Source organism: Streptomyces sp. NPDC002588 (genome assembly GCF_040295925.1).
Lineage (GTDB): Bacteria > Actinomycetota > Actinomycetes > Streptomycetales > Streptomycetaceae > Streptomyces.
Genome location: NZ_JBEOWF010000052.1, coordinates 1 through 25619, shown reverse-complemented (window position 1 = coordinate 25619; position 25619 = coordinate 1). Strand labels below are relative to the sequence as shown.

Here is a 25619-nt window from a genome sequence, read left to right as displayed (position 1 = left end):
GGCGCCGACGGAAGGACGATCATGCCACTGCCCCTCACCGACGTCCCGGTCGACCTGCGCGCGCTGCGGGCCGCCCACCAGGAGACCGAGCGCACGGGACCGCCCGACGGACCGCGCATCGGGATCATGGCCAGCTACACGGCCGACTCGGTCGTGCCCTATCTCGCCACGGCGCTCGGCGGGGCGTACGGCCGCCCGGACTTCCACGTCGCGCCCTACAACCAGATCGTCCAGGAGTGCCTCGACCCGGACAGCGGATCCGCCCGGGCCGACCTGGACGTGGTGGTCGTCGCGCAGCGCTTGGAGGAACTGGAGGACGGCGCCTGGACCGCTGGGCTGCTGGCCGTCGCCGACGCCGCGCGCGAGGCCGCGGCCCGGTGGGGCGCCACCCTGGTCGCCGTGCTTCCCGGCCTGCCGGCAGCCGATCCGCTGGGCGTCGCGGGCGACTGCTGGGCCGATGGCCGCACCGCCGAGGCCGCGGCAGCGCGCGAGGCGATGCGGACCGCGCTGGCCGACCGGCCGAACGTCCACCTGGTGGATCTCGAAGCGGTGCTCCGCTCGCTCGGTGCCGCGAAGGCGCACCATCCGGCGCTGTACCAGTTCGCGAAGGTCCCCTATCGCGAGGAGGTCTTCCACCACCTGGGGGCGCGCGTCGCCCACGTCCTGCGGTTGCGGACCGGCGACACCTGCCACGCCGCGGCGCTGGACCTGCGCGGTCTCGCCGATGCCGACGACGTCGACGGGTTCGGCGGAGTCCTGCGCTGGTTGTCCGCCGCCGGAGTGCCGTCGTACGCGCTCGGCGGCCGAGACGCGGTCGCGGCGTGGCGTGACCTCATCACGAGCGATCCGACGGTTCCGGCACGGCTGTCCGACTGGTTCTTCGACGGGCGTGACCTCGACGCCCAGGTGCGCGACCTGGCCGCCGAGGCCGGCCTGGCCGCGCGGGACGTCGCCCTGCTCCAGCGCCGGGAGGACCATCTGATCGTCACGGTGCGGGCGACCCGCGGCGGCCCCGCCGAGGTGGTGGATCTCGGTGCGGACGCCGCAGCCTGGCCGTCGCGCCTGGCCGCCGCCGGGGTCTTCGATCGACTGCCGGTGCCCGGCGCGCCGCCCCGAGCGGTCGCCCGGGGCGGCCCCGTGGACGGCGACGGAGTCGCCGAGCCCGCCGGTGGTCTGTCGCTGGCCTCCTTCGTCGCCGGGCTCGGAGTCGAGGCCGACTTCCGAGCGGCCCGGGACGGCGACCTCCCCAAGATCAACGAAATGCTCGTGGCCTCCAAGGAGTTCACCCTCGGAGTGCCGGTCCCGCCCGTGACGGCGGCCCCGGTGCCGGCCGACGCAGACCGGGTCCTGCTGCTCGGCAACGTCCGGGACCGCCTCGGCGACCTCGGCCCCAGCGTCGTCCTGTCGCTGGTCAGGCAGGGCTCGGACTGCGTCGTCGAGGCCTTCGTCATCTCCTGCCCAGCCATGGGCAAGGGCGTCGAGACCCAGGCGATGCGAGAGATCGCCGCGCACGCGCGGGCCATGGGTGCCGACCGGATCGTCGCCGACTACCGCGACACCGGCCGCAACCGCGCGGCCATCGACTTCCTCCGTTCGCCCACGGCGGGCGGCACAGCCGAGACGCCCGACGGCGCGAGCCTGGATCTCCTCGTGCGCGCCGAGACCACCGACACCGGAGCCGTGATCACCTCATGACCGAGATCCCCACTCGGGCGGGCGCCCGCGCCCGCCGGTTTTCCGCCCAGAACCTCCGGCGCGTCCACCACGAGGCCGGGCTCGATCCGCTCGAGGCCGCCCCGGCCGCTGCGCAGCGGGCCGACCGGCCGGACGCCGCGCAGGAAGACGTGTGGTTGTTCGACCTGACCACACCCGAGGCGCTGGTCCACCAGATCGCCCTGGTCGTCGACCTGACCGGGCCGTTCGACCGGGAAACCGCGACGAGCGCCGTCCGAGTGCTCGGCCGCCGCCACGAGGCACTGCGCGCACGGTTCCCGGCCGACGCCTCCGGCACACCGGTCATGGTGATCGAGCCCGAATTCACCGGGGTGCTCGAATACGTCGATCTGACCGTCCCCGCCCCGGCCGCCGACAGCGGATCCGGCGGTACCGACGCGACGGGCGCCGCGTTCGATGCCGGCACCGAACCGGCGTCGTCGGACTCCGCGACCGAGTCCGGGGCCGAGCTGCGCTGGACCGCGCTCGCCGACCGCGAGACCCACCGGCCCTTCGACCTGGAGAACGGTCCACTGGCCCGCTTCACCCTGGCCCGGATGGCCGGACGGCGGCACCGGCTCCTGGCCGTCGTCCACCACATCGTCGCCGACGGCCGGACGCTCCAGTTGCTCCACGGCGACCTGGTGGCCGCTCTGCGCGGCGAAGACCTGCCGACTCCGCCGCCCACCCTGGCCGCGGCGGCTTCCCGGACCCGCGCCGCCGCCGACAAGCCCGACACGGCGCAGCGTCTGGACCGCCGCGCAGCCGAGCTGGCCGACCTGCCGGCCGACGCCGACCGCTGGCCGTCCTTCGGGCGTCCGGCCCCGGGCGATCCCTACGCCGCCGCGGTCCTCCCGGTCGATGTTCCGGCTCCGCTGGCCGAGGCCGTCCACGCGGTGGCGGCGGCGGAGCGCGCCACGCCGTTCATGGTCTGGCTCACCGCGCTGTCCGTTCTGATCCAGCGCATGTCAGGCCACGGGGACGCGGTCCTCGGCACCGTCGTCGGCCGCCGCGACGCCGCCTCGCGCGACACCGCCGGGTTCATCGCCAACCAGGCCGCGCTGCGCGTCCGCCTGCCGGCCGACGCGACCTGGCGCGATGCCCTGCGCGTGGCCCGCGAGACGACGCTGTCGGCCTTCGACGACTCCGACATCCCGTTCCGCCGGGTGGTCGAGCGCCTCGCCCCGGCCCGCCGCACCGATGCGCACCCGCTGTTCCAAGTGCTGCTCGGTGGCCGCCAGCCGCTGGACCCCCCTGCCGCCGTCGGCCCCCTGACGGTCGAGGCGACAGAACACCTCTCACGCCGCTCCCTGTACGAGGTCGAACTCCAACTCGCCGACCTGCCCACGGGAATGCCGGGTTACCTGCGCTACCAGACGGCCGCGCTGGACTCCGCGACGGCCGCCGCCGTCGTGGCCGGCTTCGTCCGCCTTCTCGAAGCCCTGACGTCGTCGCCCGACAGCCCGATAGCCGAGACGCCGTGGCCTGCCGGGCTCAGTGTTCCCGCCAAGGCCGACAAGGGGGCTGCCAAGTCGGCCGCCGGCCGGGGCATCGAGGCCGACCGCCGCCGGACCGTGCCGCGCCGCGCCGCCGACGGCCCTCGTCGACAGCCGTCCAATCCGACGCAACTGCGTGTCGCAGAGGTCTGGCGAACCGTTCTGGAGCAGGTGCCGCCCGGCATCGACGACGACTTCTTCGCCGTCGGCGGCCATTCGCTCAGCGCGGTCCGGGTCGCCTCCCTGCTGGCCTCCGAATTCCGCCTGCCCATCACGGCCCGTGCCCTGTTCGACCATCCGACCGTCGCCGAGGTGTCCGCGTTCCTCGACGGCTGGGCAGCGTCCGGCGGCGGGCGCACCGACACGACGGCATCGGCTGCGCCCGTCCGGGTGACCGAGCGAACGGAAGCGGGCGCACCGCTCTCCGCGACCCAGCGGCGCATGTGGCTCCTGTCGCAGCTGCACCCCGACAACGCCGTCTACAACCTGCCGTACGCCTTCCGCGTCAGCGGCGACATCGACGCCCCCACCCTCGAAGCGGCGCTCAACGACCTGGTCGCCCGCCACGAAGCCCTGCGCACGGTCGTCGATGTCCACGACGAACAACCGCGACAGCGTGTGTCACCCGCCCTCGCGGTGCGCCTGGCCATCGAAGAACCCGAGGACGCCGAGCCCGGCGGCACCGCTCCCGCCGACCTGGTGGCCTGGGTGGTCGACCGGATCGACGCCGAGGCCCGAGCCCCCTTCGACCTGTCCGCCGGCCCGCTGATCCGTGCGCGCCTCATCGCACCAGGCACTCCGTCGGCCGCGCTCGTCGTGACCGCCCATCACATCGCCTGCGACGGCTGGAGCCTGGAGCTGCTGTTCGCCGAACTGGCGGAGCTCTACACCGCCCGCACCGAAAACCGCGCCGGCACCACACCGGCGCCGGCGATCCAGTTCATGGACTTCGCCGCCTGGCAGTCCGAGCAGCTGACCGGTGCGCACCGCGAGCGTCTCGCCGACTACTGGCGCGGAAAACTCGAAGGCGCCCCCACGCTCCTGGACCTTCCCACCGACCGGACCCGGCCCGCGCAGCGCCGGCCGGACGGGGCGGTGATCGACTTCGCCTGGCCCGCGGACCTGGAGGAACGGGTCGCCGAGTTCTCCCGGCGGCACGGGGTCACCGCCTACGCGACGCTGCTGGCCGCCTTCGCCTCGGTCGTCCACCGGCACACCGGCCGCGACGACCTCCTCATCGGCACACCCGTCGCCAACCGCGTCCGCCCGGAGTTCGCCAAGACCGTCGGCTGCTTCGTCAACCTGGTGCCGCTGCGCCTGCGCGTCGCCGGGGACACCCCTTTCCTCGACCTGGCGCGCGCCGCCCACCTCACCATCAGCGAGGCGCAGGACCACCAGGACTTCCCCTTCGAGGACCTCGTCGCGCTGCTGCGCCCGGACCGGGACCCCAGCCACGACCCCGTCGTGCAGCTGCTGTTCGTCCTGCAGGACGTCGACACCGCCCTCAGCCTGCCCGGCGCGGACCTCGCCCCGCTGCCCGCGCACGGCGGAGGCTCGATCCAGGACCTGTCCGTCATCCTCCAGCACGCAGGAGAGCAGGCCGGAGGCGGCTTCCTCGGCACCGCCGAATTCAACACCAGCCTCTACGGCGCGGACACCGTGAGCCGTTTCCTCGGCCATCTGAGCACCCTGCTCCAAGCCGCGCTGTCCGCGCCGGACACGGTGATCGCCGACCTGGACCTGCTGACCCATGACGAGCTCGCCCAGCTCGACCGCTGGAACGACACCGGCCTGCCCGCGCCGCCGGCCGCGGACGTCCCGGCCCTGTTCGAGCGCTGGGCGGACCAGGCGCCGGAGCGGACCGCCGTCGTCGGCGCCGACGGCGAGCTCAGCTACGCCGAACTCGAAGCACGAGCCAACCGGCTCGCCCACCACCTCGCCGAGATCGGAGTCGCACCCGGAACGGCCGTGGGCGTCGCGGTGGACCGCTGCCAGGACCTGCCGGTCGCTTTCCTGGGCGTGCTCAAGGCCGGGGCGGTCTACGTCCCGCTGGACACCGGCTATCCGGCCGAGCGGCTGGCCCTCATGATCGACGACACCGGGGTCAAGGCCCTGATCACGCGCGCCGGCCGCGCCGCGCCGCCCGGCGCCGACCGCCTGCCGGTGGTCTGCCTGGGTGGCCCCGACGACCCGCTGGGCCGGTATCCGGACACCCGTCCGGCCCGGAACATCGAGCCGGGCGACCCGGCCTACATCGTCTTCACGTCCGGCTCCACCGGCCGGCCCAAGGGTGTCGCGATCCACCACCGCGGCGTGGTCAACTCCGCCCACGCCGAGCGGGAGTTCGTCGACCCGGAGTCGCCGGACACCGTGATCCAGTTCTCCTCGCCGAGCTTCGACGGCTCCGTCCTGGACTTCACGCTCGCCTTCGCCCACGGCGGACGGCTGTGCGTCGTGCCCCGCGACCGCATGCTGCCCGGCCCCGACCTGGCCGAGACCGTCCGCCGCCACCAGGTGACGATGGCGTTCCTGCCGCCGTCCGCGCTCGCGGTGATGCGGCCGGACGACGTCCCGGGACTGCGCACCATCCTGGTCGGCGGCGAGGCCTTCCCGCCTGAGCTGGGCCCCTTGTGGGCGCCGAACCGCCGGCTCTTCAACATCTACGGCCCCACCGAGACCACCATCTGGTGCACGCACACACTCCTGGACGGCACCGAGCGCCGGCCGACCATCGGCCGCTCGGTTCCCGGCACCACCGCGCATGTCCTGGACGAGCGCCTGCGCCTCGTGCCGGTCGGCGTCCCCGGCGAGCTGTGCATCGGCGGCCTCGGTGTGGGACTGGGCTACGTGCGCCGGCCCGAACTGACGGCCCGCCAGTTCCCGCCGGACCCGTACGCTCCCCAGCCCGGCGCACACCTCTACCGCACCGGCGACCTGGTGCGCCGCCTGCCCGACGGCAACCTGGACTACCTGGGCCGCATCGACCGGCAGGTGAAGGTCCGCGGCCACCGCGTCGAGCTGCCCGAGATCGAGGCCCGCCTGGAGCGGATCCCCGGCGTCGGGCGCGGGGTCGTCACGGCGCGTCGCGACGGGTCCGGGCCCGGACCGCTGCGCCTGATCGCCTACGTCTCGCCCGCCGCGCCGCTCGGCGTCGCCGATCTGGACCCCTCCGTGTTGCGGCGACAACTGGCCCAGACCCTGCCGGAGTTCATGGTGCCCGCCGTGATCGTGCCGCTGGCCGCACTGCCGCTCAACGGCAACGGCAAGATCGACCACGCGCAGCTGCCCGAGCCGCCGCGCGACCGGAACGCCGGAGCGGCCCGCGTCGCACCGGTGTCGCGTCTGGAGCGGGACATCGCAGCCGTCTGGTGCGACCTGCTCGGCCTCGACGAGGTCGGCACGCACGACAACTTCTTCGAGATCGGCGGCGACTCGCTGCTGCTGGCCCGGGTCAGGACCCGGCTGACGCAGGTGCTGGACCGGGACATCGCCGCGCTCCAGCTCTTCACCCATCCGACCGTGCACGACCTGGCCGCCGCGCTCTCCGACGACGCGCCCCGGACCACGGCCCCGGCCCCGGCGGTCCAGCCGGCCCGGTCCGGAGCGCGAAGCGCCCTGCTGACGAGATCGCGACGCGCCACCGCCGCCCGCGACGACGAGGGGAACGTGACCCGATGAACGTCGCCCCCTCGACGATTCCGGCCCCCGGCGCATCGTCGTCGAAGGTCTCCGATGCCGCGCGCGCGGCGCTGCTCGACCGGCTCGGCGGCGCACCGCCCGCCACCACGTGGCCCGCCGACCGCGGCGTGCCGCACTTCCCGCCCGGACAACGGCGTTCGACGCTGGCGTTCGAGATCCCGGGCGATCTCGCCGACGGTCTCGCGGCCGTCGCACGGGAGCAGGGCGTTCCGGTGCTCGCGACGCTGGCCGCCGGGCTGCAAGCGCTGCTGTACCGGGTCGCCTCGCCCTGGGAGAACGCCGGGGTCGAGGAGCTCGTGGTCGGTGCCGGGCGGGACGGTTCGTGGGCACCGCTGCGGCAGTCCCTCGATCTGGACACCGCGTTCTCCGAACTCGCCCTGCGGGCCGCCTCCGATCTGCGGGACGCGGTCGGCGGGGAGTTCGTGATCGGTGAGCAGACCGCCGTCGCCTGGGAGGACTTCTGCCGGGCCGCCGTCCTGATCGGCGACGGCGAGCTTCCGCTGGATCTCGTGTTCGCCTTCGACATCGAGAACGGGCGCCGCGGCTCGCTGGAATATGACGGCCTGCGCTATGCGCCGGACACGGCCGAGCGCATCGTCGCGGGCTACCTCGAGCTGCTGCGCGCGGCGATCCGCGACATGAGGACGCCGATCGGCCTGTTGCCTCTGGTGCCGTCGCCGATGCGGAATCCAGCCGCCGAGGCCGACGAGATGTCCGGGGCGAGCGAGTGGGACGTCACCGCGCACGAGCTGTTCGACCGTGCCGCCGCGAAGTATCCCGAGACCCCGGCGCTGCGTTGGGACGGCGGCGAGATGACCTACGCGGAGCTGAAGGCCGCCGCCGACCGGTGCGCCGGCCGGATCGGTACCGCCCGCGCCGTCGCGCTGTCCGGGTCGCGCTGCCCCGAACTGATCGTCGCACTGCTGGCGATCCTCAAGAGCGGAGCCGGATATGTGCCGCTCGATTCGGCGTATCCCCGGGAGCGTCTCGACCACATGCTCACCGACAGCGGCGCCGAAGTCCTGATCGGCCCGGCCGGTATCGACTGTGCGCTCACCGTTCCCGAGGGCGTCCGCGTCATCGATCTGCACGACATGCTCGTGGACGCGCCGAGCCTCCCGGTGGATCCGCGGTCCGCGCCGCGCACCCCGACCACCACCGCGGACCTCTGCTACGTCATCTACACCTCCGGCTCGACCGGACTGCCCAAGGGCGTCGGCATGCCGCACCGGCCGCTCGCGTCCCTGCTGGACTGGCAGTTCCGGCACTCGCAGGCGGGCCCCGGCTGGAACACCCTCCAGTTCGCCGCGTTCAGCTTCGACGTCGCCTTCCAGGAGATGTTCGCCACCTGGGGCACCGGCGGCACCCTGGTGCTGATCACTGACGAGGTCCGCCGCGATCCGGACCGGCTGGCCGACTGGCTGACCGAGCAGAGCGTGCACCGGTTGTTCCTGCCCTTCGTCGCCCTCCAGCAACTCGCCGAGGCGTCTGTGCACTCCGGCCGCTACCCCGCGGCCCTGCGCGAGGTCGTCACGGCGGGGGAGCAGCTGCACGTCAGTCCGGCCGTGCGCGAGTTCTTCCAGCGCACCGGCGCGTCGCTGGAGAATCAGTACGGCCCTTCGGAGACCCACGTCGTCACCGCCGAGCGCTTGTCCGCCGACCCGGCCGACTGGCCGGAGCTGCCGGCGATCGGAGGCCCGATCGACCGCGCGGTGGTGGAGATCCTCGACGAGCGGCTGCAGCCCCTGCCGGACGGCGTACCCGGCGAGATCTGCGTCTCCGGCGTGCCGCTGGCCGACGGGTATCTGGGCCGGCCCGACCTGACCGCCGAGCGTTTCGTGGTCCGCGACCCGGCCGTCGGTTCCGCCGATGCCCAGCACGACGCCCGGGCCGCCGGCGAGCGGATCAGGGTCCGGACCTACCGCACGGGCGACTTCGGAACACGGCTCCCCGACGGCCGGATCCAGTGCCTCGGCCGCCGCGACGGGCAGGTCAAGATCCGTGGCTTCCGGGTCGAGCTCGGCGAGGTCGAGGCGCAGATCCTGACCCAGGACGGGCTGGCCGAGGCCGTCGTCGTCGTGCGGGAGGGGGCGTCGGAAAAGCAGATCATCGCCTACTACCTTCTCGCCGAGGGCTGCGACGTCCCGCCGCGGACACTGCGCAGCGATCTCGCGCGGATCCTGCCCGGGCACATGGTGCCGTTCGCCTGCGTCGCCGTCACCGCGCTGCCGCTGACCCCCAGCGGCAAGGTCGATCGGCGCACGCTGGCCGGCCGGCCGCTGCCCGAAGACCTCGACGCCGCGTACGAGGCCGTGTTCGAGGAGCGCGGCATGGCCGAGGCGCCCGGTGCCGTCCCGACCGTCGGCGACGCGGCCGACGACGGCACCGCGTCCGCGTCGCCGTTCGCGGAGCTCCTGGTCGAGATCTGGGCCGACGCCCTGGCCCGCGACGCCATCGGCGTCCACGCAGACCTGTTCGCCCTCGGCGCCGAATCGGCCACCGCGCTGGAGGTCGCCTCGCAGCTGACGGAGATCTTCCGTCTGACCGTCCCGGTGCGCGTGCTGTTCGACCGGCCGACCGCAGCCGGGCAGGCCGCCTGGTTCGCCGCCCGCGACGCCGCGGGCGATGGCCGCCTGGCCGGCATCGCGCGTCTGCTCCTCGCCTACGAAGCCTGAGACCGACTCCACTCCTGACCGGGAAGGTCGACATGGAAGACCACATCAGCACCCTCCACGATGTCTTCGCCGCCACGGCACGGCGCCACCCCGAGCTGCCGGCCGTCGAGCTGGCCGCGTCGTCGATCAGCTACGCCGAGCTGGAGCGCGCGGCCGAGGCACTGGCCGAGAGCGTCACCGCCGCACACGGCCGCGTCCGCTCGGTGGCCCTGCTGGCCGCGCGCAGCGGCGTCGCCTACGCCGGGTATCTCGCGGCACTGCGCCTGGGCGCGCAGGTCGTGCCGCTGAACCTGAAATATCCGCCGCGGCGCAACACCGCCATCTGCGAGCTGGCCGACGTCGATGTGATCATCGCCGACGCGGCCGGGCAGCAGTGGCTCGAACACTGCCCCTCCGGCACCGGGCCGTCGCGGCCGGTGCTGCCGCTCACCGACGAGGAGCTCCTGGCCGCCGTCCCGGACGGTTCGCTGCCGCCGCCGTCCGCCGGCCCCGACGACATCGCCTACCTGTTGTTCACCTCGGGCTCCACCGGACGGCCCAAGGGCGTGCCGATCCGGCACCGCAACGTCCTGGCATTCCTGGCGCACACCGTCCCCCGCTACGAGGTCGGTCCGGGCTGCCGCATGTCGCACACATTCGACCTGACCTTCGACCTCTCGGTGTTCGATCTGTTCGTCACCTGGGGCGGCGGCGCGACGCTGGTCGTGCCCGAAGCGGCCGAACTGCTGAGCCCCGTCGACTACGCGGTGAACCGGCGGCTCACGCACTGGTTCTCGGTGCCCTCGGCGGTCTCGGCCGCCGCCGGGCTCGGCGGCCTGCCCGAAGGCCGGGCCCCCGGGCTGCGCCACAGCGTGTTCTGCGGTGAGCAGTTCACCTATGCGCAGGCCGAGGCGTGGAGCGGGTTCGCCCCCGAATCGGTCGTGGAGAACATCTACGGCCCCACCGAGCTGACGCTGGCGTGCGCGGAGTTCCGCCTGCCGAAGAAGCGCCGGGACTGGCCGGAGACCGTGAACGACACGGTGCCGATCGGCGCCGTCTACCCCGGTCTGGAGCATGTCGTCACCGACGACGGAGAGCTGTGCGTCCGCGGTCCGCAGCGTTTCGACGGCTATTTGGACCCGCGCGACAACACCAACCGGTTCCTCGGCCTCGACGACCATGCCGGCCATGACGGCCCGGACGGCGGTGCGCCCAGCGATGCGCACTACTACCGCACCGGCGACCGGGTCCGCCGCGAGGACGACGGAACGCTCGTCCACCTCGGCCGCCTCGACAACCAGGTCAAGATCCGCGGCTACCGGGTCGAGCTGGGCGAATTCGAGACCCTGCTGCGCCGCCACCCCGGCGTCCGGGAGGCCGTCGTCGTGCCGGTGCAGCACCGCGACGCCCCCGAGCTGATGGCCTGCTACACCGGTGAGCCCGCCCGCGAGGCCGACCTGCGCCGCACGCTGGCCGCGGGAATGCCGGTCCACCTGGTGCCGCACGTGTTCCTGCACGTGGAATCCATGCCCCTCAACCCCAACGGAAAGATCGACCGCGCCATCGTGGCGAAGCTCGTCGCCGAGCAGGCCAAGCTCACGCGGCCCTGACCGGCCGGGACCGCAGGCCCGAGAGCAGCACCCGAAGTCGAAGAGAGGGATCGCGAACAGTGCTGACCGTCTATACAACGATGCCTTCCTGGCAGGATCGGACACCGCAGGAATACCGCCGCCGGGTCGTCGACGTGGCCCGCTGGACCGAGGAGGCGGGCTTTCGCGGCGCGCTGGTCTACACCGACAACACGCTCGTGGACGCCTGGGCCGCGGCGCAGCTCGCCATCGACAACACCGAGCGGTTCGTCCCCCTGGTCGCGGTCAACCCTGTGGACACCCACCCGTTCGCCGTCGCCAAGACGATCAGCACCCTGGCGTTCCTCTACGGGCGGCGCGTCGACCTGAACCTGGTCACCGGCGGGTTCTCCAAACACCTGAGCGAACTGGGCTGCGAACTGGGCCATCGGGAGCGCTACGACCGGCTGGCCGAGTACGGCGCGATCATCAGGCAGCTGACGGCCGCGCCGACGGCGGTGACGTACACCGGCAAGTACTACGCCTTGGACGCCGCCGTCGTCAGCCCGCCGGCCGACCCCGCCCTGGCGCCGGACCTCTACGTGTCCGGGGCCTCCGACGACTGCCGCGAGGTCGCGCGGCTGCTCGGCGTCGACCGACTGTCCTATCCGCACCAGATCGACAGCTACCCGAGCGAACGGCCGCTCGCCGGCTGCGGCGTGCGCTTCGGCGTCATCGCCCGCGACGACGCCGCGGAGGCGTGGCGGATCGCCCACGAGCGTTTTCCGTCGAGCGAGTCGGGGGAGAAGCTGCACGAATGGGCGGTCGGCAAGGTCGAGTCGCACTGGCACCTGAAGCTCTCGCGCGACGCGCTGCGCTCGCACGAACCCAAGGGGGTCTACTGGCTCTATCCGTTCCGTGCCTACCAGACGTTCTGCCCGTACCTCGTGGGGACCTACGCCGACGTCGGTGCGATGCTCCAGCGGTACATCGCGCTCGGAGTGAGCACCCTGATCCTGGACGAAGTGGTGGAGCACGAGGACCTGCACCACACCACGATCGCCCTGAACCACGCCTACACGCAGGCCGGGTGATCCGATGAGCTCACTGGTCAACACCTCGTCCGAATGGCTTCGCGGCTACGACGAGCGGCTCGACGCCCAGGTCCGCATGGTCTGCTTTCCACACGCCGGGGGATCGGCATCCTTCTACCGGCCATGGCATCAGGGACTGCCGCCCCTGGTCGAACTGCACGCGGTGCAGTACCCGGGACGGGGCGAGCGCCGGATGGCACCTTTGGTCGACGACGTCCGGACCATGGCCGGACACATCGTGGACGACCTGGCCCCGCTGCTCGACCGGCCGCTGGCCCTGTTCGGCCACAGCATGGGCGCCTTCATCGCGTACGAGGCGGCGCGGCTCCTCGAGAAGCGCGGGGCGCCGCCGGCGCACCTGTTCGTCTCGGGGCAGATCGCGCCGTCGGCTCCGGACGATGCGGGCAGCGGCACGGTCCAGACCCTCGGCCACCCCGACGTCGGCATCGCCGACGCCGACGACGAGGAGGTGGTCCGCCATCTGGAGCGCCTCGGCGGCACCGAGAACGAACTCCTGGCCGACCCCGAGTTGCGCGAGATCTTCCTGCCCTACATCCGCAACGACTTCCGGATGCTCCAGTCCTACCGCCCGACGGTCGGTCCGCCGCTGACCACTGCGGTCACGGCGCTCACCGGTGCCGACGACCCGATGGCCACCCCCGCCCTGGCCGCCCAGTGGCGGGATCTGACGTCCTCGCACTTCACCCTGGAGGTGTTCCCCGGCGGGCACTTCTTCCTGCTGTCGGAGCAGGCCGCGGTGCTGGACCTCCTCGCCACGCGTCTGGCCGCTTGCCTGGAGCCCACTCCTTGATGCGAAGGGGAACTCGGCCACTCGTACGGCCGGTGTCTCCGGGCCGTGGTTCTGGACGTTCGGGGCGAAGCCGATGGCCTGGAGCACCTTGTCGGTCTCCAGAGTCCGGCACTCGCCATTCTTTGGTCACGTCCACGCCATAGCCGCGCAGCACATGGGCGAATTCGACACCGATTGCGCCGGGCGGCGTGTGGTGGAGAAATAGAGTTGCGCGCCGCGGACATGCGGCGGTATAGCCGCCGGACCCCTCTCCAGAACAACTACATCGAAATTTTGACTCATGAAGGATTGATTCTTTGTCCGACCGGCACTCAAATCCACATTTCGGCCGAACCACCCCTGAACGACGCGTAGTTGGAGCTCCCGGGCCACCGCCGCCAGTTGATCCCCCGAAGTGATTTTGGCCACGCTTGTTAACGAGCCAACCAGTCCGATGGCGTGATAGATATTGATTGGCTGTGACGGAATACCACGCCTTGTGACTCAAGAGGTCGCGAGTGGTACTGGGGCGGCAAGCTAGGGGGACAGGCGACGTGCTTTACGGCGCGGGAAATATTTACGACTTAGTGGTTTTAGGGGGCGGGTCGGGAGGGTATTCCGCCGCTCTCCGTGCTGCCGATGTGGGTCTCTCGGTGGTGCTGATCGAGAAGGCCGAGGTGGGCGGTACCTGCTTACACCGCGGCTGCATCCCGACCAAGGCCCTGCTGCATGCCGGCGCGGTGGCCGACTCGGCCCGCGAAGCAGCGAAGTTCGGTATCCGGTCGACGTTCGTCGGCATAGACATGCCGGGTGTGCGCGCGTACAAGGACGGCGTGGTCGGTCAGCTGTACCGAGGACTCCGGAGCACCCTGAAGGCACGCGGAGTCCAGGTCGTGACCGGCGAGGGACGACTGCGCTCGCCCGATGAAGTCGCCGTCGGCCAAACTGTCCTGAAGGGCCGCCACATCCTGCTGGCCACCGGCTCGGCACCCGCTTCGCTGCCCGGCCTGGTGATCGACGGTGACCGGATCCTCTCCAGCGACCAGGCGCTGCAGCTCGATCACGTCCCCGGCTCGGCCGTGGTACTGGGGGGCGGAGTCATCGGCTGCGAGTTCGCCTCCCTCTGGAAGTCGTTCGGCGCCGACGTGACCATCATCGAGGCACTGCCTCACCTGGTCCCCACGGAGGACGAGGACTCCTCGAAGCTGCTTGAACGATCCTTTCGCGGACGCGGCATCGCCTTCCACCTGTCCAGTCGTTTCGCGCAGGCCGAGTACACCGCCTCCGGTGTCCGTGTCACCACGGAGAGCGGCACACGGATCGACGCCGAACTGCTGTTGGTGGCCGTGGGACGCCGGCCGGTCTCGGCCGGTCTGGGCTACGAAGCCGCCGGGGTGGAGCTCGACGGCGGGTATGTGAAGGTCGACGAGTACTGCCGGTCCTCGGTGCCGTCCATCTCCGCCGTCGGTGACCTGATCCCCACCCCGCAACTGGCACACGCCGGCTTCGCCGAAGGCATCCTGGTGGCCGAGCGCCTGGCGGGCCTCGACCCGGTGCCGATCGACTACGACGGCGTACCGCGGGTCACCTACTCCCAGCCGGAGGTCGCCTCCGTGGGCCTCACAGAGGCCCTCGCGAAAGAGCGCTACGGCGCCGACCAGGTGGTCACACTGCGCCAGAGCCTGGTCAGTAACGGCAAGAGCAAGATCCTCAAGGCGCCCGGAGAGATCAAGCTCGTCCGTCAGAAGGACGGTCCGGTGGTCGGCGTCCACATGGTCGGCGAGCGTGTCGGCGAGCTGATCGGCGAGGCGCAACTGATCGTCAACTGGGATGCGCTGCCAGAAGAGGTGGCTCCCCTGATCCACGCGCACCCCACCCAGACCGAGATTCTGGGTGAAGCCCATCTGGCACTCACCGGGAAGCCCCTGCACGCGCACGACTGATCCAGTCCGTGGGACAGAGCAGTTCCACCCCTTTCCGCTTGTCCACCAAGAACTCACCGCTCGATCACTGCCTGCCGGGCAGCCCGCTGTGATGCCCGCGCACATTCACGCGGTCGCCATGGCCCTGACCGCGGCCTGCCGTGCGCGCGGCGGCGCTTTCACGCGCGCTCGCGGCCCCTTCACACATCGACGACGAAGACGCAACGGGGAACCAACACGATGGAACCAGGCAACTCACTGCGCGACGCCTTGTCCTCGCTGGTGCACGGCGACTCCTACCGGGAGACGCTGCCACGGCTGGAGGAGATCTTCTCGCCGGACCTCTTCGCCAGGCCATCCGGTCTGGCGGACCGGGACCGCTACGCGCTCACCTACCAGCGACTGCGGCACATCAACGACCGGCTCGAGACCGGCACACCCCTCCTGCACCACCGGGACCTGCTCTTCCCACTGCTGGAATGGGTCGCTCTCGCCGACCCGTCCCTCTTCTACGCCTTCTTCCTGCACCACTGCACCACGGTCGGCTCGATCCTGGAGTTCGGCGCCGGCCGGGACGACCTCGACGACGTCCTCGCGCAGCTGGCCTCCACCGACGTGGTGGGCGCCCTGCTGATGACCGAACTGGGCCACGGCAACAGCAACGCCGCCGTTCGCACCGAAGCCGTCTTCGACCCGGACACCCGCGAGTTCGTCCTGACCACGCCCGGGCCGGAAGCCGTCAAGTACCCGCCGAGCGTCGGATGTCCGGGCGTACCCCGGATCGGCATCGTCACCGCCAAGCTCGTCGTCGCCGAGCAGGACCGCGGCCTGTTCTGCTTCGTGGTACCGCTCAGGGACACCGCCGGCCCCTGCCCGGGCGTGGTGATCGAACCGCAGGACTCGGCGGCGATCCTCCCTCTCGACTGGGCGACCGTCTCCTTCCAGGGCGTACGCGTCCCCTACCGCTACTGGCTGCGGGACTCCGCCTCGATCGGGTCGGACGGCAGCTTCACCGACACCCTGAGCAACCCCGCGATGCGCTCACGGCAGGCGTCCCGGCTCATCCGGTACGTCTGGGAGGTGGCCACCGTCGGACTCGCCGCCGTCACCCGGGCCAGCGCCGCCGTCGCCGTCCGGCACGCCCACGCCCGGTACACCAACGGCACGTTCGCCGGATTCGCCGACCCCATGCCGGTGATCCGCTACCGCAACCAGCAGCGCACGCTGTTCGGCGCCCTGTCCGCCGCCTACGTCGCCGCGATGGCGGCCAAGTCGGTCTCCGGGCCCGAACCGGTCGGGCGCAGCGCCGGCGAGATCCGCACCCTCTTCACCCTGAAGGCGGTGATCGACCAGCTCGCCGAGCGGGTCACCGCGGCCTCCCGCGCCGCCTCGGGCGTCCTCGGCTTCAGCCCGCAGAACCGCTTTCTGGACTACCAGGGCCTGGCCCACGCCTTCAACGCCGCCGGACTGAGCACCCAGGTCCTCTATCTCAACGCCGCCTGGACCATGGCCCTCGGCCTGGACTACCAGCCGCCCGCCGACGAACCCCCCGCGACACAGGAGCGCGACCTGCGCGACCCGGCCCTGTGGCGGGCGCTGACGGGCGCCCGGGAACGGCGACTGCACGAACGGCTGGTGGCCGGCCTCGGCGCCGCCCGGGCCGGCGGACTCGGCGAATTCGAGGTCTGGAACGACCACTTCGAGCCGGCCGAGCAGATGGCCGAGGCGCACGCCCTGCGCCTACTGGCGGACCTCGTCCGCGAGGAGACCGACGCGCTGCCCGACGACGCGCGCCGCCTCGCCCGCGACCTGTGTGCCCTGCACATGCTCGGTGAGATCTCCGCGCACAGCGGCTGGTACCTCGCCGAGGGCCTGCTCACCGCCGAAGAGGTCAACGCCCTGCCGGGCCTGGTCAACCAGCTCTGCCAGGACATCGCCCCGCACGCCCTGGACCTCGCCGACGCCCTGGACGTGCCCTACGACCTGGTGGGCGCGCCGATCGTGCACGCCGACTACGCGACCGCCTTCACCAAGGCCACGTTCGCCGACCCCGCGTAGCCGCACCCGCCCCCCACTTCTCTCCTCTTGCACCTGCCCTGCTCGGAAGGTTTGCAGCTATGCGTGACTCGTCCCAGGCCCGTGCCCGGCTCACGTCCACATCCCCCACCGAGGCCGTCGCCGTCGTAGGCATGGCCTGTCGGCTGCCCCTCGCCTCCGGTCCCGGCGCGTTCGCCCAACTCCTGCGCGACGGCGTCGACGCGATCAGGGAGGTTCCCGCGGACCGCTGGAACGCCCGCGAGTACACCGGCCAGGAGACGGACGGACCCGGCCGGCCGGGAACGAGGTGGGGCGGCTTCCTGGACGAGGCCGACCGGTTCGACGCCGCCTTTTTCGGCATCTCGCCGCGGGAGGCCGCGGCGATGGACCCGCAGCAGCGACTCGCCCTGGAACTCGGCTGGGAGGCGCTGGAGGACGCCGGCATCCTGCCGGACACACTGCGCGGCACCGCCGCGGGCATCTTCGTCGGAGCGATCTGGGACGACTACGCGACGCTGGCCCACCGCCGGGGCATCGCGGGCATCACTCAGCACACGATGACCGGCCTCCAGCGCGGCATCATCGCCAACCGCCTGTCGTACGTGCTGGGTCTGCGCGGCCCCAGCCTGACGGTGGACAGCGGCCAGTCGTCCTCGCTCACCGCGGTCCACCTGGCCTGCGAGAGCCTGCGCAGCGGCGAGTCCAGCGTCGCCCTCGCCGGTGGCGTCAACCTCGACCTCGTCCCCGAAAGCGCGCTCAGCCTCGCCGAGTTCGGCGCCCTGTCCCCGGACGGCCGGTGCTTCACCTTCGACGGCCGGGCCAACGGCATCGTGCGCGGTGAGGGCGGCGGCCTCGTCGTGCTCAAGCGCCTGTCCGACGCGGTGGCCGACGGCGACCGCATCCACTGCGTCATCCGCGGCAGCGCGATCAACAACGACGGCGGGGGCGACAGCCTCACCACCCCCAGCCGGGAGGCCCAGGCGGAACTCCTGCGCCGCGCCTACGAGAACGCGGGTGTGCGCCCCGCGGACGTCCAGTACGTCGAACTGCACGGCACCGGAACCCGAGTCGGCGACCCGATCGAGGCCGCCGCGCTCGGCGAGGTGCTCGGCACGGCGCGGCCCGACAGCGACCCCCTCCTGGTCGGATCGGTCAAGACCAACATCGGCCACCTGGAGGGCGCCGCCGGTATCGCCGGCCTCATCAAGGCCGCGCTCGCGCTCAAGCACCGGGAACTCCCCCCGAGTCTGCACTTCCGCACACCCAACCCGGCGATCCCGCTGGCGGAGCTGCGCCTGCAGGTCCGCACGGAGAACGGGCCCTGGCCGAAGGCCGACCGCCCGCTGATCGCCGGCGTCAGCTCCTTCGGCGTCGGCGGCACCAACTGCCACGTCGTACTGGAGGACTGGTGCGCCGAAGCCGACGCCGAAGGGGACCGTCCGGACCCCGCCCTGTCCGGCCCCGTGCCGTGGACGATCTCGGCCAGGACGGAGGGCGCGCTGCGCGGCCAGGCCGAGGCGCTGCTCGCCCGCCCGGCCGACGAGGCGTCCCCCGTCGACCTCGGCCACTCGCTGGCCACCACCCGTACCGCATTCCCGCACCGGGCCGTGATCCTGGGCCACGCCGCCGACGACTTCCGCACCCGCCTCGAGGCCCTGGCGGCCGGCCGTCCCGCCCCCGGGCTGATCCAGGGCACCGCTTCCCGCACCGCGCGCCGCCCGGTCTTCGTCTTCCCCGGGCAGGGTTCGCAGTGGGTCGGCATGGCTGTCGACCTCATGGACACCTCACCCGTCTTCGCCGAGCACATCCAGCGCTGCGAGCAGGCGCTCGCCCCGCATGTGCCCTGGTCGCTCACACACGTGCTGCGCGGCGGCAGCGAGACCGACCCGGAGCTGTCCCTCGACCGGCTCGACGTGGTCCACCCGGTCCTTTTCGCGGTGATGGTCTCGCTCGCCGCACTGTGGCGGTCGTACGGCGTCGAACCCGGCGCCGTGGTGGGCCACTCGCAGGGCGAGATCGCCGCGGCACACGTCGCCGGCGCGCTCTCGCTGGAGGAGGCGGCGCGCGTGGTGGCCCTGCGCAGCCAGGCGTTCGCCCTGCTCGCCGGGACCGGCGGCATGGCGTCGGTCGCCCTTCCGGCCGCCGAGGTGGAGCAACTGCTCGCACCGTGGGCGGACCAGCTGTCCGTCGCGGCCGTCAACGGCCCGCGTGCCGTCACCGTCTCCGGTGATGTGCCTGCCCTCCACGAACTGATCGCCCGGTGCGAGAGCCAGGACATCCGCGTCCGCCTGCTGCCCATCGACTGCGCCGGCCACTCCGCCCACGTCGAGCGGATCCGCGAGCCGCTGCTGGCCCTGCTCGGCACCGTGACCCCCACATCCGCGACGGTGCCGTTCTACTCCACCGTCGAGGGCCGATGGCTCGACACCGCCGAACTCGACACCGAGTACTGGTACCGCAACTCCCGGCGCACGGTCGGGTTCGAGCCCGCCGTGCGGGCGCTCGCCGGGGCAGGCCACGAGACGTTCATCGAGGTCAGCCCGCATCCCATCCTCGCCACTGGCGTTCAGGAGACCGTCGAGGACGCCGATGGCCGGCCACGCGTGGTCGGCTCCCTGCGACGCGGCGAGGGCGGCCTCGACCGGATGCTCGGCGCACTGGCCGAGGCATCGGTGCACGGCGTGGCCGTCGACTGGTCCGCAGTCTTCACCGGCTCCGGCGCCCAGCGCGTCGACCTGCCCACCTACGCGTTCCAGCGCCGCCGTTTCTGGCTGGACGCGCCGGACGCCCGCACCGCACCGGCCCTGCCCACCGCCGTCGCGGAGGAGAACGACCCCGGTACGGACGACGAAGAACCCACCCTGCGCGAGCAGTGGGCCGCGCTGGCCGAGAGCGCGAGCCAGGACGCGGCGCTGGACCTGGTCCGTACCCACGTCGGCATCGTGCTCGGCGCGACCGACACCGACGACGTCCAGGTCGAGGCCTCCTTCCGTGAGCTGGGCTTCGACTCGATGATGGCGGTGCAGCTGCGGAACCGGCTGAACGCGGCGACGGGGCTGCGGTTGCCGAGCACGGTGGTGTTCGATCATCCGACGGCTGGTGAGCTGGCCCGGTTCGTGCGTGTGGAACTGCTCGGCATACCGCAGGACACGGTGGGCGAGGTGGAGCCTTCACCGGTGGCCGTGGACGGTTCGGCGGATGCCGAACCGATTGCGATCGTGGGCATCGGCTGCCGCTTCCCCGGCGGCGTGCGCTCGCCGGAGGACCTGTGGCAGCTGGTGGTCTCGGAGACGGACGCCATCTCCGGCTTCCCGGCCGATCGCGGCTGGGACCTGGAGGCACTGTTCGATCCGGATCCGGACGCGGTGGGGAAGTCGTACTCGCGGTCGGGTGGCTTTCTGTACGACGCGGCGGAGTTCGACGCGGGGTTCTTCGGGATCTCGCCGCGTGAGGCGCTGGCGATGGATCCGCAGCAGCGGTTGCTGCTGGAGACGTCGTGGGAGGCGTTCGAGCGGGCGGGTATCGATCCGGCGTCGCTGCGGGGCAGCCGCACCGGCGTCTACATCGGTTCCATGGTCCAGGAGTACGGCCCGCGTCTCGCCGATGCGAGCCCCGAGACGGAGGGCTACCTGCTGACCGGTACGCACGGCAGTGTCACCGCGGGCCGGTTGTCGTACACGTTCGGTCTGGAGGGGCCGGCTGTCACGGTCGACACGGCGTGTTCGTCGTCGTTGGTGGCGTTGCATCTGGCGGTGCAGGCGTTGCGGCGCGGTGAGTGCGCGATGGCGCTTGCCGGTGGTGTGACGGTGATGTCGTCGCCTGGTCTGTTCGTGGAGTTCAGCCGGCAGCGGGGGTTGTCGGAGGACGGTCGGTGCAAGGCGTTCGCGGACGGCGCGGATGGCACGGGGTGGGCCGAGGGTGTGGGTGTGCTGGTGGTGGAGCGTCTGTCGGACGCCGTGCGGTCGGGACATCCGGTGCTGGCGGTGGTGCGGGGCAGTGCGGTCAATCAGGACGGTGCGAGCAATGGTCTGACGGCGCCGAACGGGTTGTCGCAGCAGCGGGTGATCCGGCAGGCGCTGGCCGATGCGCGCTTGGACGCTGACGGCGTCGACGCCGTGGAGGCGCACGGGACGGGTACCCGGCTGGGCGACCCGATCGAGGCCCAGGCCCTCCTCGCGACCTACGGCCAGAACCGAGCCGTTGATGAACCGCCTTTGTTCTTGGGGTCGTTGAAGTCGAACATCGGGCATGCGCAGGCGGCCGCGGGCGTGGGCGGGGTCGTCAAGATGGTGATGGCTCTGCGGCAAGGTGTGTTGCCGAAGACGCTTCATGTGGATGAGCCGTCGTCGCATGTGGACTGGTCGGCGGGTGCGGTGGAGTTGCTGACCGAGCAGCGGGCGTGGCCCGAGCTGGACCGGCCGCGACGGGCCGCCGTCTCCGCCTTCGGCATGAGTGGCACCAACGCCCACCTCGTCCTGGAGCAGGCACCGGACACTCCCGCCGATGTTGAAAAGGCGCCCAGTGAAGCCGGGTTGGTTCCGTGGGTGGTGTCGGGCAGGAGTGCGGAGGCTTTGCGGGCGCAGGCGGAGTTGTTGCGTGCGTTCGTGGCCGGGCGTGACGGGTTGGACCTGGCGGGTGCGGGGGCGGCGCTGGTGTCGGGGCGGTCGGTGTTCGACCACAGGGCTGTGGTGGTGGCCGGTGATCGTGCGGAACTGCTGACCGGTCTGGAGGCGTTGGCGTCTGGTGGTGTGGCGTCGGGTGTGGTGAGTGGTGTGGGTGTGGCTGGTCGGCGTGCGGTGTTCGTGTTTCCTGGTCAGGGGTCGCAGTGGTTGGGGATGGCGGCGGGGTTGTGGGAGTCGTCGTCGGTGTTCGGTGAGCGGATGGTCGAGTGCGAGCGGGCGTTGGATCCGTTTGTGGACTGGTCGTTGTCCGCGGTGGTTCGTGGTGAGGCGGGCGCACCCGGGTTCGAGCGGGTGGATGTGGTGCAGCCGGTGTTGTTCGCGGTGATGGTGTCGTTGGCGGAGCTGTGGCGTTCGTGCGGGGTGGAGCCGGCGGCGGTGGTGGGGCATTCGCAGGGTGAGATCGCGGCTGCGGCTGTTTGCGGTGCTCTGTCGCTGGAGGATGCGGCGCGGGTGGTGGCGCTGCGGAGCAAGGCTCTGGGTGTGCTGGCGGGTCGTGGTGGCATGGTCTCCGTTGCGTTGCCGGTGGACGGGGTCCTCGGTCGGCTTGGTGAGGGGTTGTCGGTGGCGGCGGTCAACGGGCCGCTGTCGACCGTGGTCTCCGGTGATGTGGAGGCGTTGGAGGAGTTGCTCGCCTCCTGTGAGGCGGATGGTGTGCGGGCGCGGCGGATCCCGGTGGACTATGCGTCGCACTCGGCGCATGTGGAGCGGATCCGTGAGGAGCTGTTGGAGCTGTTGGAGCCGGTGCGTCCGCGGTCGGGTCGGGTGCCGTTCTATTCGGCTGTGACGGCCGAGGTGGTCGACGGCTCGGCGCTGGACGCGGGGTACTGGTACACGAATCTGCGGCAGACCGTCGACTTCCATGGTGCGACCAAGGCGCTGCTCGCGGATGGCTTCGATGTGTTCGTCGAGGCCAGTGCGCATCCGGTGCTGGCGGCGTCGATCGAGGAGAGTGTCGAGGAGGCGGACGCGTCGGCGGTGGTGCTGGGCACCCTGCGGCGCAACGAGGACGAGCAGCGGCGTTTCGTTCTGGCGCTGGCCGAGGCGTTCACGGCCGGACTTCCTGTCCAGTGGCCGGTGAGCGGGCGGATGGCGGACGTCCTGGAGCTGCCGACGTATGCCTTCCAGCGGCAGCGGTACTGGCTCGACGATTCGACCGCCACGGAGTCCGAGGACGCCGCCGATCCCGAGGAGAGCCGGTTCTGGGCGGCCGTCGACACTGCCGACCGCCGCGAACTCGCCGAGCTGCTCGGCATGGACGACGCCTCGCGGCTGGAGGACGTCATCGGCCTGCTCGGCCCCTGGCGCCGCGACAGCCGGGAGCGTTCCGAGGCGGATGCCTGGCACTACCGCGTCGACTGGAAGCCGGTGTCCGACGCGCAGTCGGTGTCGCCGAGCGGTACCTGGCTGCTCGTCGTACCGGACGGCGACCCGGCCCACCCGTGGGCGGAAACGGTGGAGGACGCCCTGACGTCCGCCGGTGCTCAGGTGACACGTCTGACCGTGGGAGCGGACAGCGACCGGGACCAGCTGGCCGGACGCGTCGCCCGGGCGGCCGAGGCGCTCGACGGTGCGGGACCGGCCGGGGTGCTGTCCCTGCTGGCCCTGGACGGGACGCAGCGTCCGGACCACCGGACGCTGACGGCCGGACCGGCCGGGACGCTGCTCCTGATCCAGGCGCTCGGTGACGCCGCCGTACGCGCACCGCTGTGGTGCGCCACACGCGGAGCCGTACAGGTTCCCGGCGCGGAGACGGCGATCCGCCCCGAACAGGCGCAGGTCTGGGGGCTCGGGCTGGTGGCCGGGCTGGAGCACTCCGACCGGTGGGGCGGCCTGATCGACCTGCCCGAAACCCTCGACCCGCAGGTGCTGCGCAGACTGTGCGGCGCGCTCGCCGGGAAACAGGGAGAGGACCAACTCGCGCTCCGCCCGTCCGGAGTCTTCGCCCGCCGCCTGGTGCGCGTTGCCCGCAAGTCCCCGCACGACCGCCCGCAGTGGCAGCCGCGCGGCACGGTTCTCATCACCGGTGGCACCGGCGCCGTCGGTGCCCGGTTCGCCCGGTGGCTCGCGGCCAACGGCGCCGAGCACCTCGTGCTCACCAGCCGGCAGGGCGGCTCCGCGCCGGGTGCGGGGGAGCTGGAGTCAGAACTGACGGCCCTGGGCGTACGGGTCACCCTCGCGGCGTGCGACGTCGCGGACCGGGACGCACTGGCCGAACTCGTCGCCAGGGCCGCCGCCGACGGCGAGCCGATCCGTGCGGTCATCCACGCGGCCGGTACGACCGACTCCGCGCCGCTGGCCGAGACGGGCCTGGACCTGCTGGCCCGGCTCACCTCCGCCAAGGTGCGCGGCGCACACCATCTCGACGACGTCTTCGGAGACACCGACCTGGACGCGTTCATCCTCTTCTCCTCCGGCGCCGGCATCTGGGGCGGAGGCGGACAGGGTGCGTACGCCGCGGCCAACGCCCACCTCGACGCGCTTGCCCAGCAGCGCCGGGCGCGGGGGCGGACCGCGCTGTCGGTGGCGTGGGGTCTCTGGGGCGGCGGTGGCATGGCCGACGGCGAGGTCGGGGACCGCATACTCAGCCGCGGCGTACGGGTCATGAACCCCGACCGGGCGGTCGCCGCGCTGGCCCGCGTCACGGCGGCCACCGAGACGACGCGGATCGTCGCCGACATCGACTGGGAGGTCTTCGCTCCCCAGTTCACCGCCGTTCGCCGCTCTCCACTGCTGTCGGACATCCCCGAGGTGCGGGCGGTACTGGAGGGGACGGCCGGCGCGGAGCAGGGAGCGGCCGCCGGCTCCGCGTCGTCGGCGCTGCTCGACGGCCTGACCGAGGCGGAGCAGTACCTGGCAGTACTGGACCTGGTCCGCGCGCAGGCCGCGTCGGCGCTCGGCCACAGCACACCGGATCCCGTCGCCCCGGACCGCGCCTTCCGTGAGCTGGGCTTCGACTCGGTGATGGCGGTGGACCTGCGGAACCGGCTGAACGCGGCGACGGGGCTGCGGTTGCCGAGCACGGTGGTGTTCGACCATCCGACGGCTGGTGACCTGGCCCGGTTCGTGCGTGCGGAACTGCTCGGGGAGCCCGACGACGCCGCGGCGGCGGTGGAGCCTTCGCCGGCGCTCGTCAACGGTGAGGCGGATGCCGAACCGGTCGCGATCGTGGGCATTGGTTGCCGGTTCCCGGGTGGGGTGAGGTCGCCGGAGGATCTGTGGCGGCTGGTGGTGTCCGGGGCGGATGCCGTGTCGGGATTCCCGGTGGATCGCGGCTGGGATCTGGAGGCACTGTTCGATCCGGATCCGGACGCGGTGGGGAAGTCGTACACCCGGTCGGGTGGCTTCCTGTACGACGCGGCGGAGTTCGACGCCGGCTTCTTCGGGATCTCGCCGCGTGAGGCGCTGGCGATGGATCCGCAGCAGCGGTTGCTGCTGGAGACGTCGTGGGAGGCGATCGAGCGGGCGGGTATCGATCCGGCGTCGCTGCGCGGCAGCCGCACCGGCGTCTACATCGGCGCCATGGTCCAGGACTACGGCCACCGCCTGCACCAGGGCACGGCCGAGACGGAAGGCCACATCCTGACCGGCACCGCGGGAAGCGTGGTCTCGGGCCGGCTGTCGTACACCTTCGGCCTGGAGGGCCCGGCGGTGACCGTCGACACGGGATGCTCCTCCTCCTTGGTGACCCTGCACCTCGCGATACGGGCGCTGCGCGGTGGCGAGTGCTCACTGGCCCTGGCCGGTGGCGTGACGGTCATGCCGACCCCAGGGCCCTTCATCGAGTTCAGCCGGCAGCGGGGGTTGTCGGAGGACGGTCGGTGCAAGGCGTTCGCGGAGGGTGCGGATGGCACGGGGTGGGCCGAGGGTGTGGGTGTGCTGGTGGTGGAGCGTCTGTCGGACGCGGTGCGGCTGGGGCATCCGGTGCTGGCGGTGGTGCGGGGCAGTGCGGTCAATCAGGACGGTG

The 25619-nt window shown here is 72.0% G+C and carries 9 protein-coding genes; all 9 read left to right on the top strand.

Annotated features, from left to right (window positions below; translation table 11 throughout):
• The first annotated feature begins 21 nt into the window (after nt 1-21).
• Nucleotides 22-1695 (top strand): hypothetical protein, encoded by a 1674-nt coding sequence (locus ABT057_RS40930; RefSeq protein WP_352349030.1) that lies wholly within the window; start codon nt 22-24, stop codon nt 1693-1695.
• On the top strand, nt 1692-6887 hold the full coding sequence (locus ABT057_RS40925) for a non-ribosomal peptide synthetase (RefSeq protein ID WP_352349029.1): 5196 nt from the start codon (nt 1692-1694) through the stop codon (nt 6885-6887). Before ABT057_RS40930 ends, ABT057_RS40925 begins: the two co-directional genes overlap by 4 nt.
• Nucleotides 6884-9583, top strand: a complete 2700-nt coding sequence (locus tag ABT057_RS40920; protein WP_352349028.1) for an amino acid adenylation domain-containing protein — start codon at nt 6884-6886, stop codon at nt 9581-9583. The genes ABT057_RS40925 and ABT057_RS40920 overlap by 4 nt, the downstream gene beginning before the upstream one ends.
• 32 nt (nt 9584-9615) lie before the next feature.
• Nucleotides 9616-11172, top strand: a complete 1557-nt coding sequence (locus ABT057_RS40915) for an AMP-binding protein (RefSeq protein ID WP_352349027.1) — start codon at nt 9616-9618, stop codon at nt 11170-11172.
• Nucleotides 11173-11252: 80 nt separating this feature from the next.
• Nucleotides 11253-12224 (top strand): LLM class flavin-dependent oxidoreductase, encoded by a 972-nt coding sequence (locus ABT057_RS40910; protein WP_352349026.1) that lies wholly within the window; start codon nt 11253-11255, stop codon nt 12222-12224.
• A gap of 4 nt (nt 12225-12228) precedes the next feature.
• Entirely contained in the window at nt 12229-13035 is an 807-nt protein-coding gene (locus ABT057_RS40905; protein WP_352349025.1) for a thioesterase II family protein, read from the top strand.
• 533 nt (nt 13036-13568) lie between these two features.
• Nucleotides 13569-14957 (top strand): dihydrolipoyl dehydrogenase, encoded by a 1389-nt coding sequence (lpdA, locus tag ABT057_RS40900; protein ID WP_352349024.1) that lies wholly within the window; start codon nt 13569-13571, stop codon nt 14955-14957.
• A gap of 219 nt (nt 14958-15176) precedes the next feature.
• Nucleotides 15177-16994 carry an acyl-CoA dehydrogenase gene (locus tag ABT057_RS40895; RefSeq protein ID WP_352349023.1) on the top strand — a complete coding sequence of 606 codons (1818 nt, stop codon included), beginning with the start codon at nt 15177-15179 and terminating at the stop codon, nt 16992-16994.
• Nucleotides 16995-17053: 59 nt separating this feature from the next.
• The coding region (locus tag ABT057_RS40890) for a type I polyketide synthase (protein ID WP_352349022.1) at nt 17054-25619 on the top strand (8566 nt) is incomplete at its 3' end.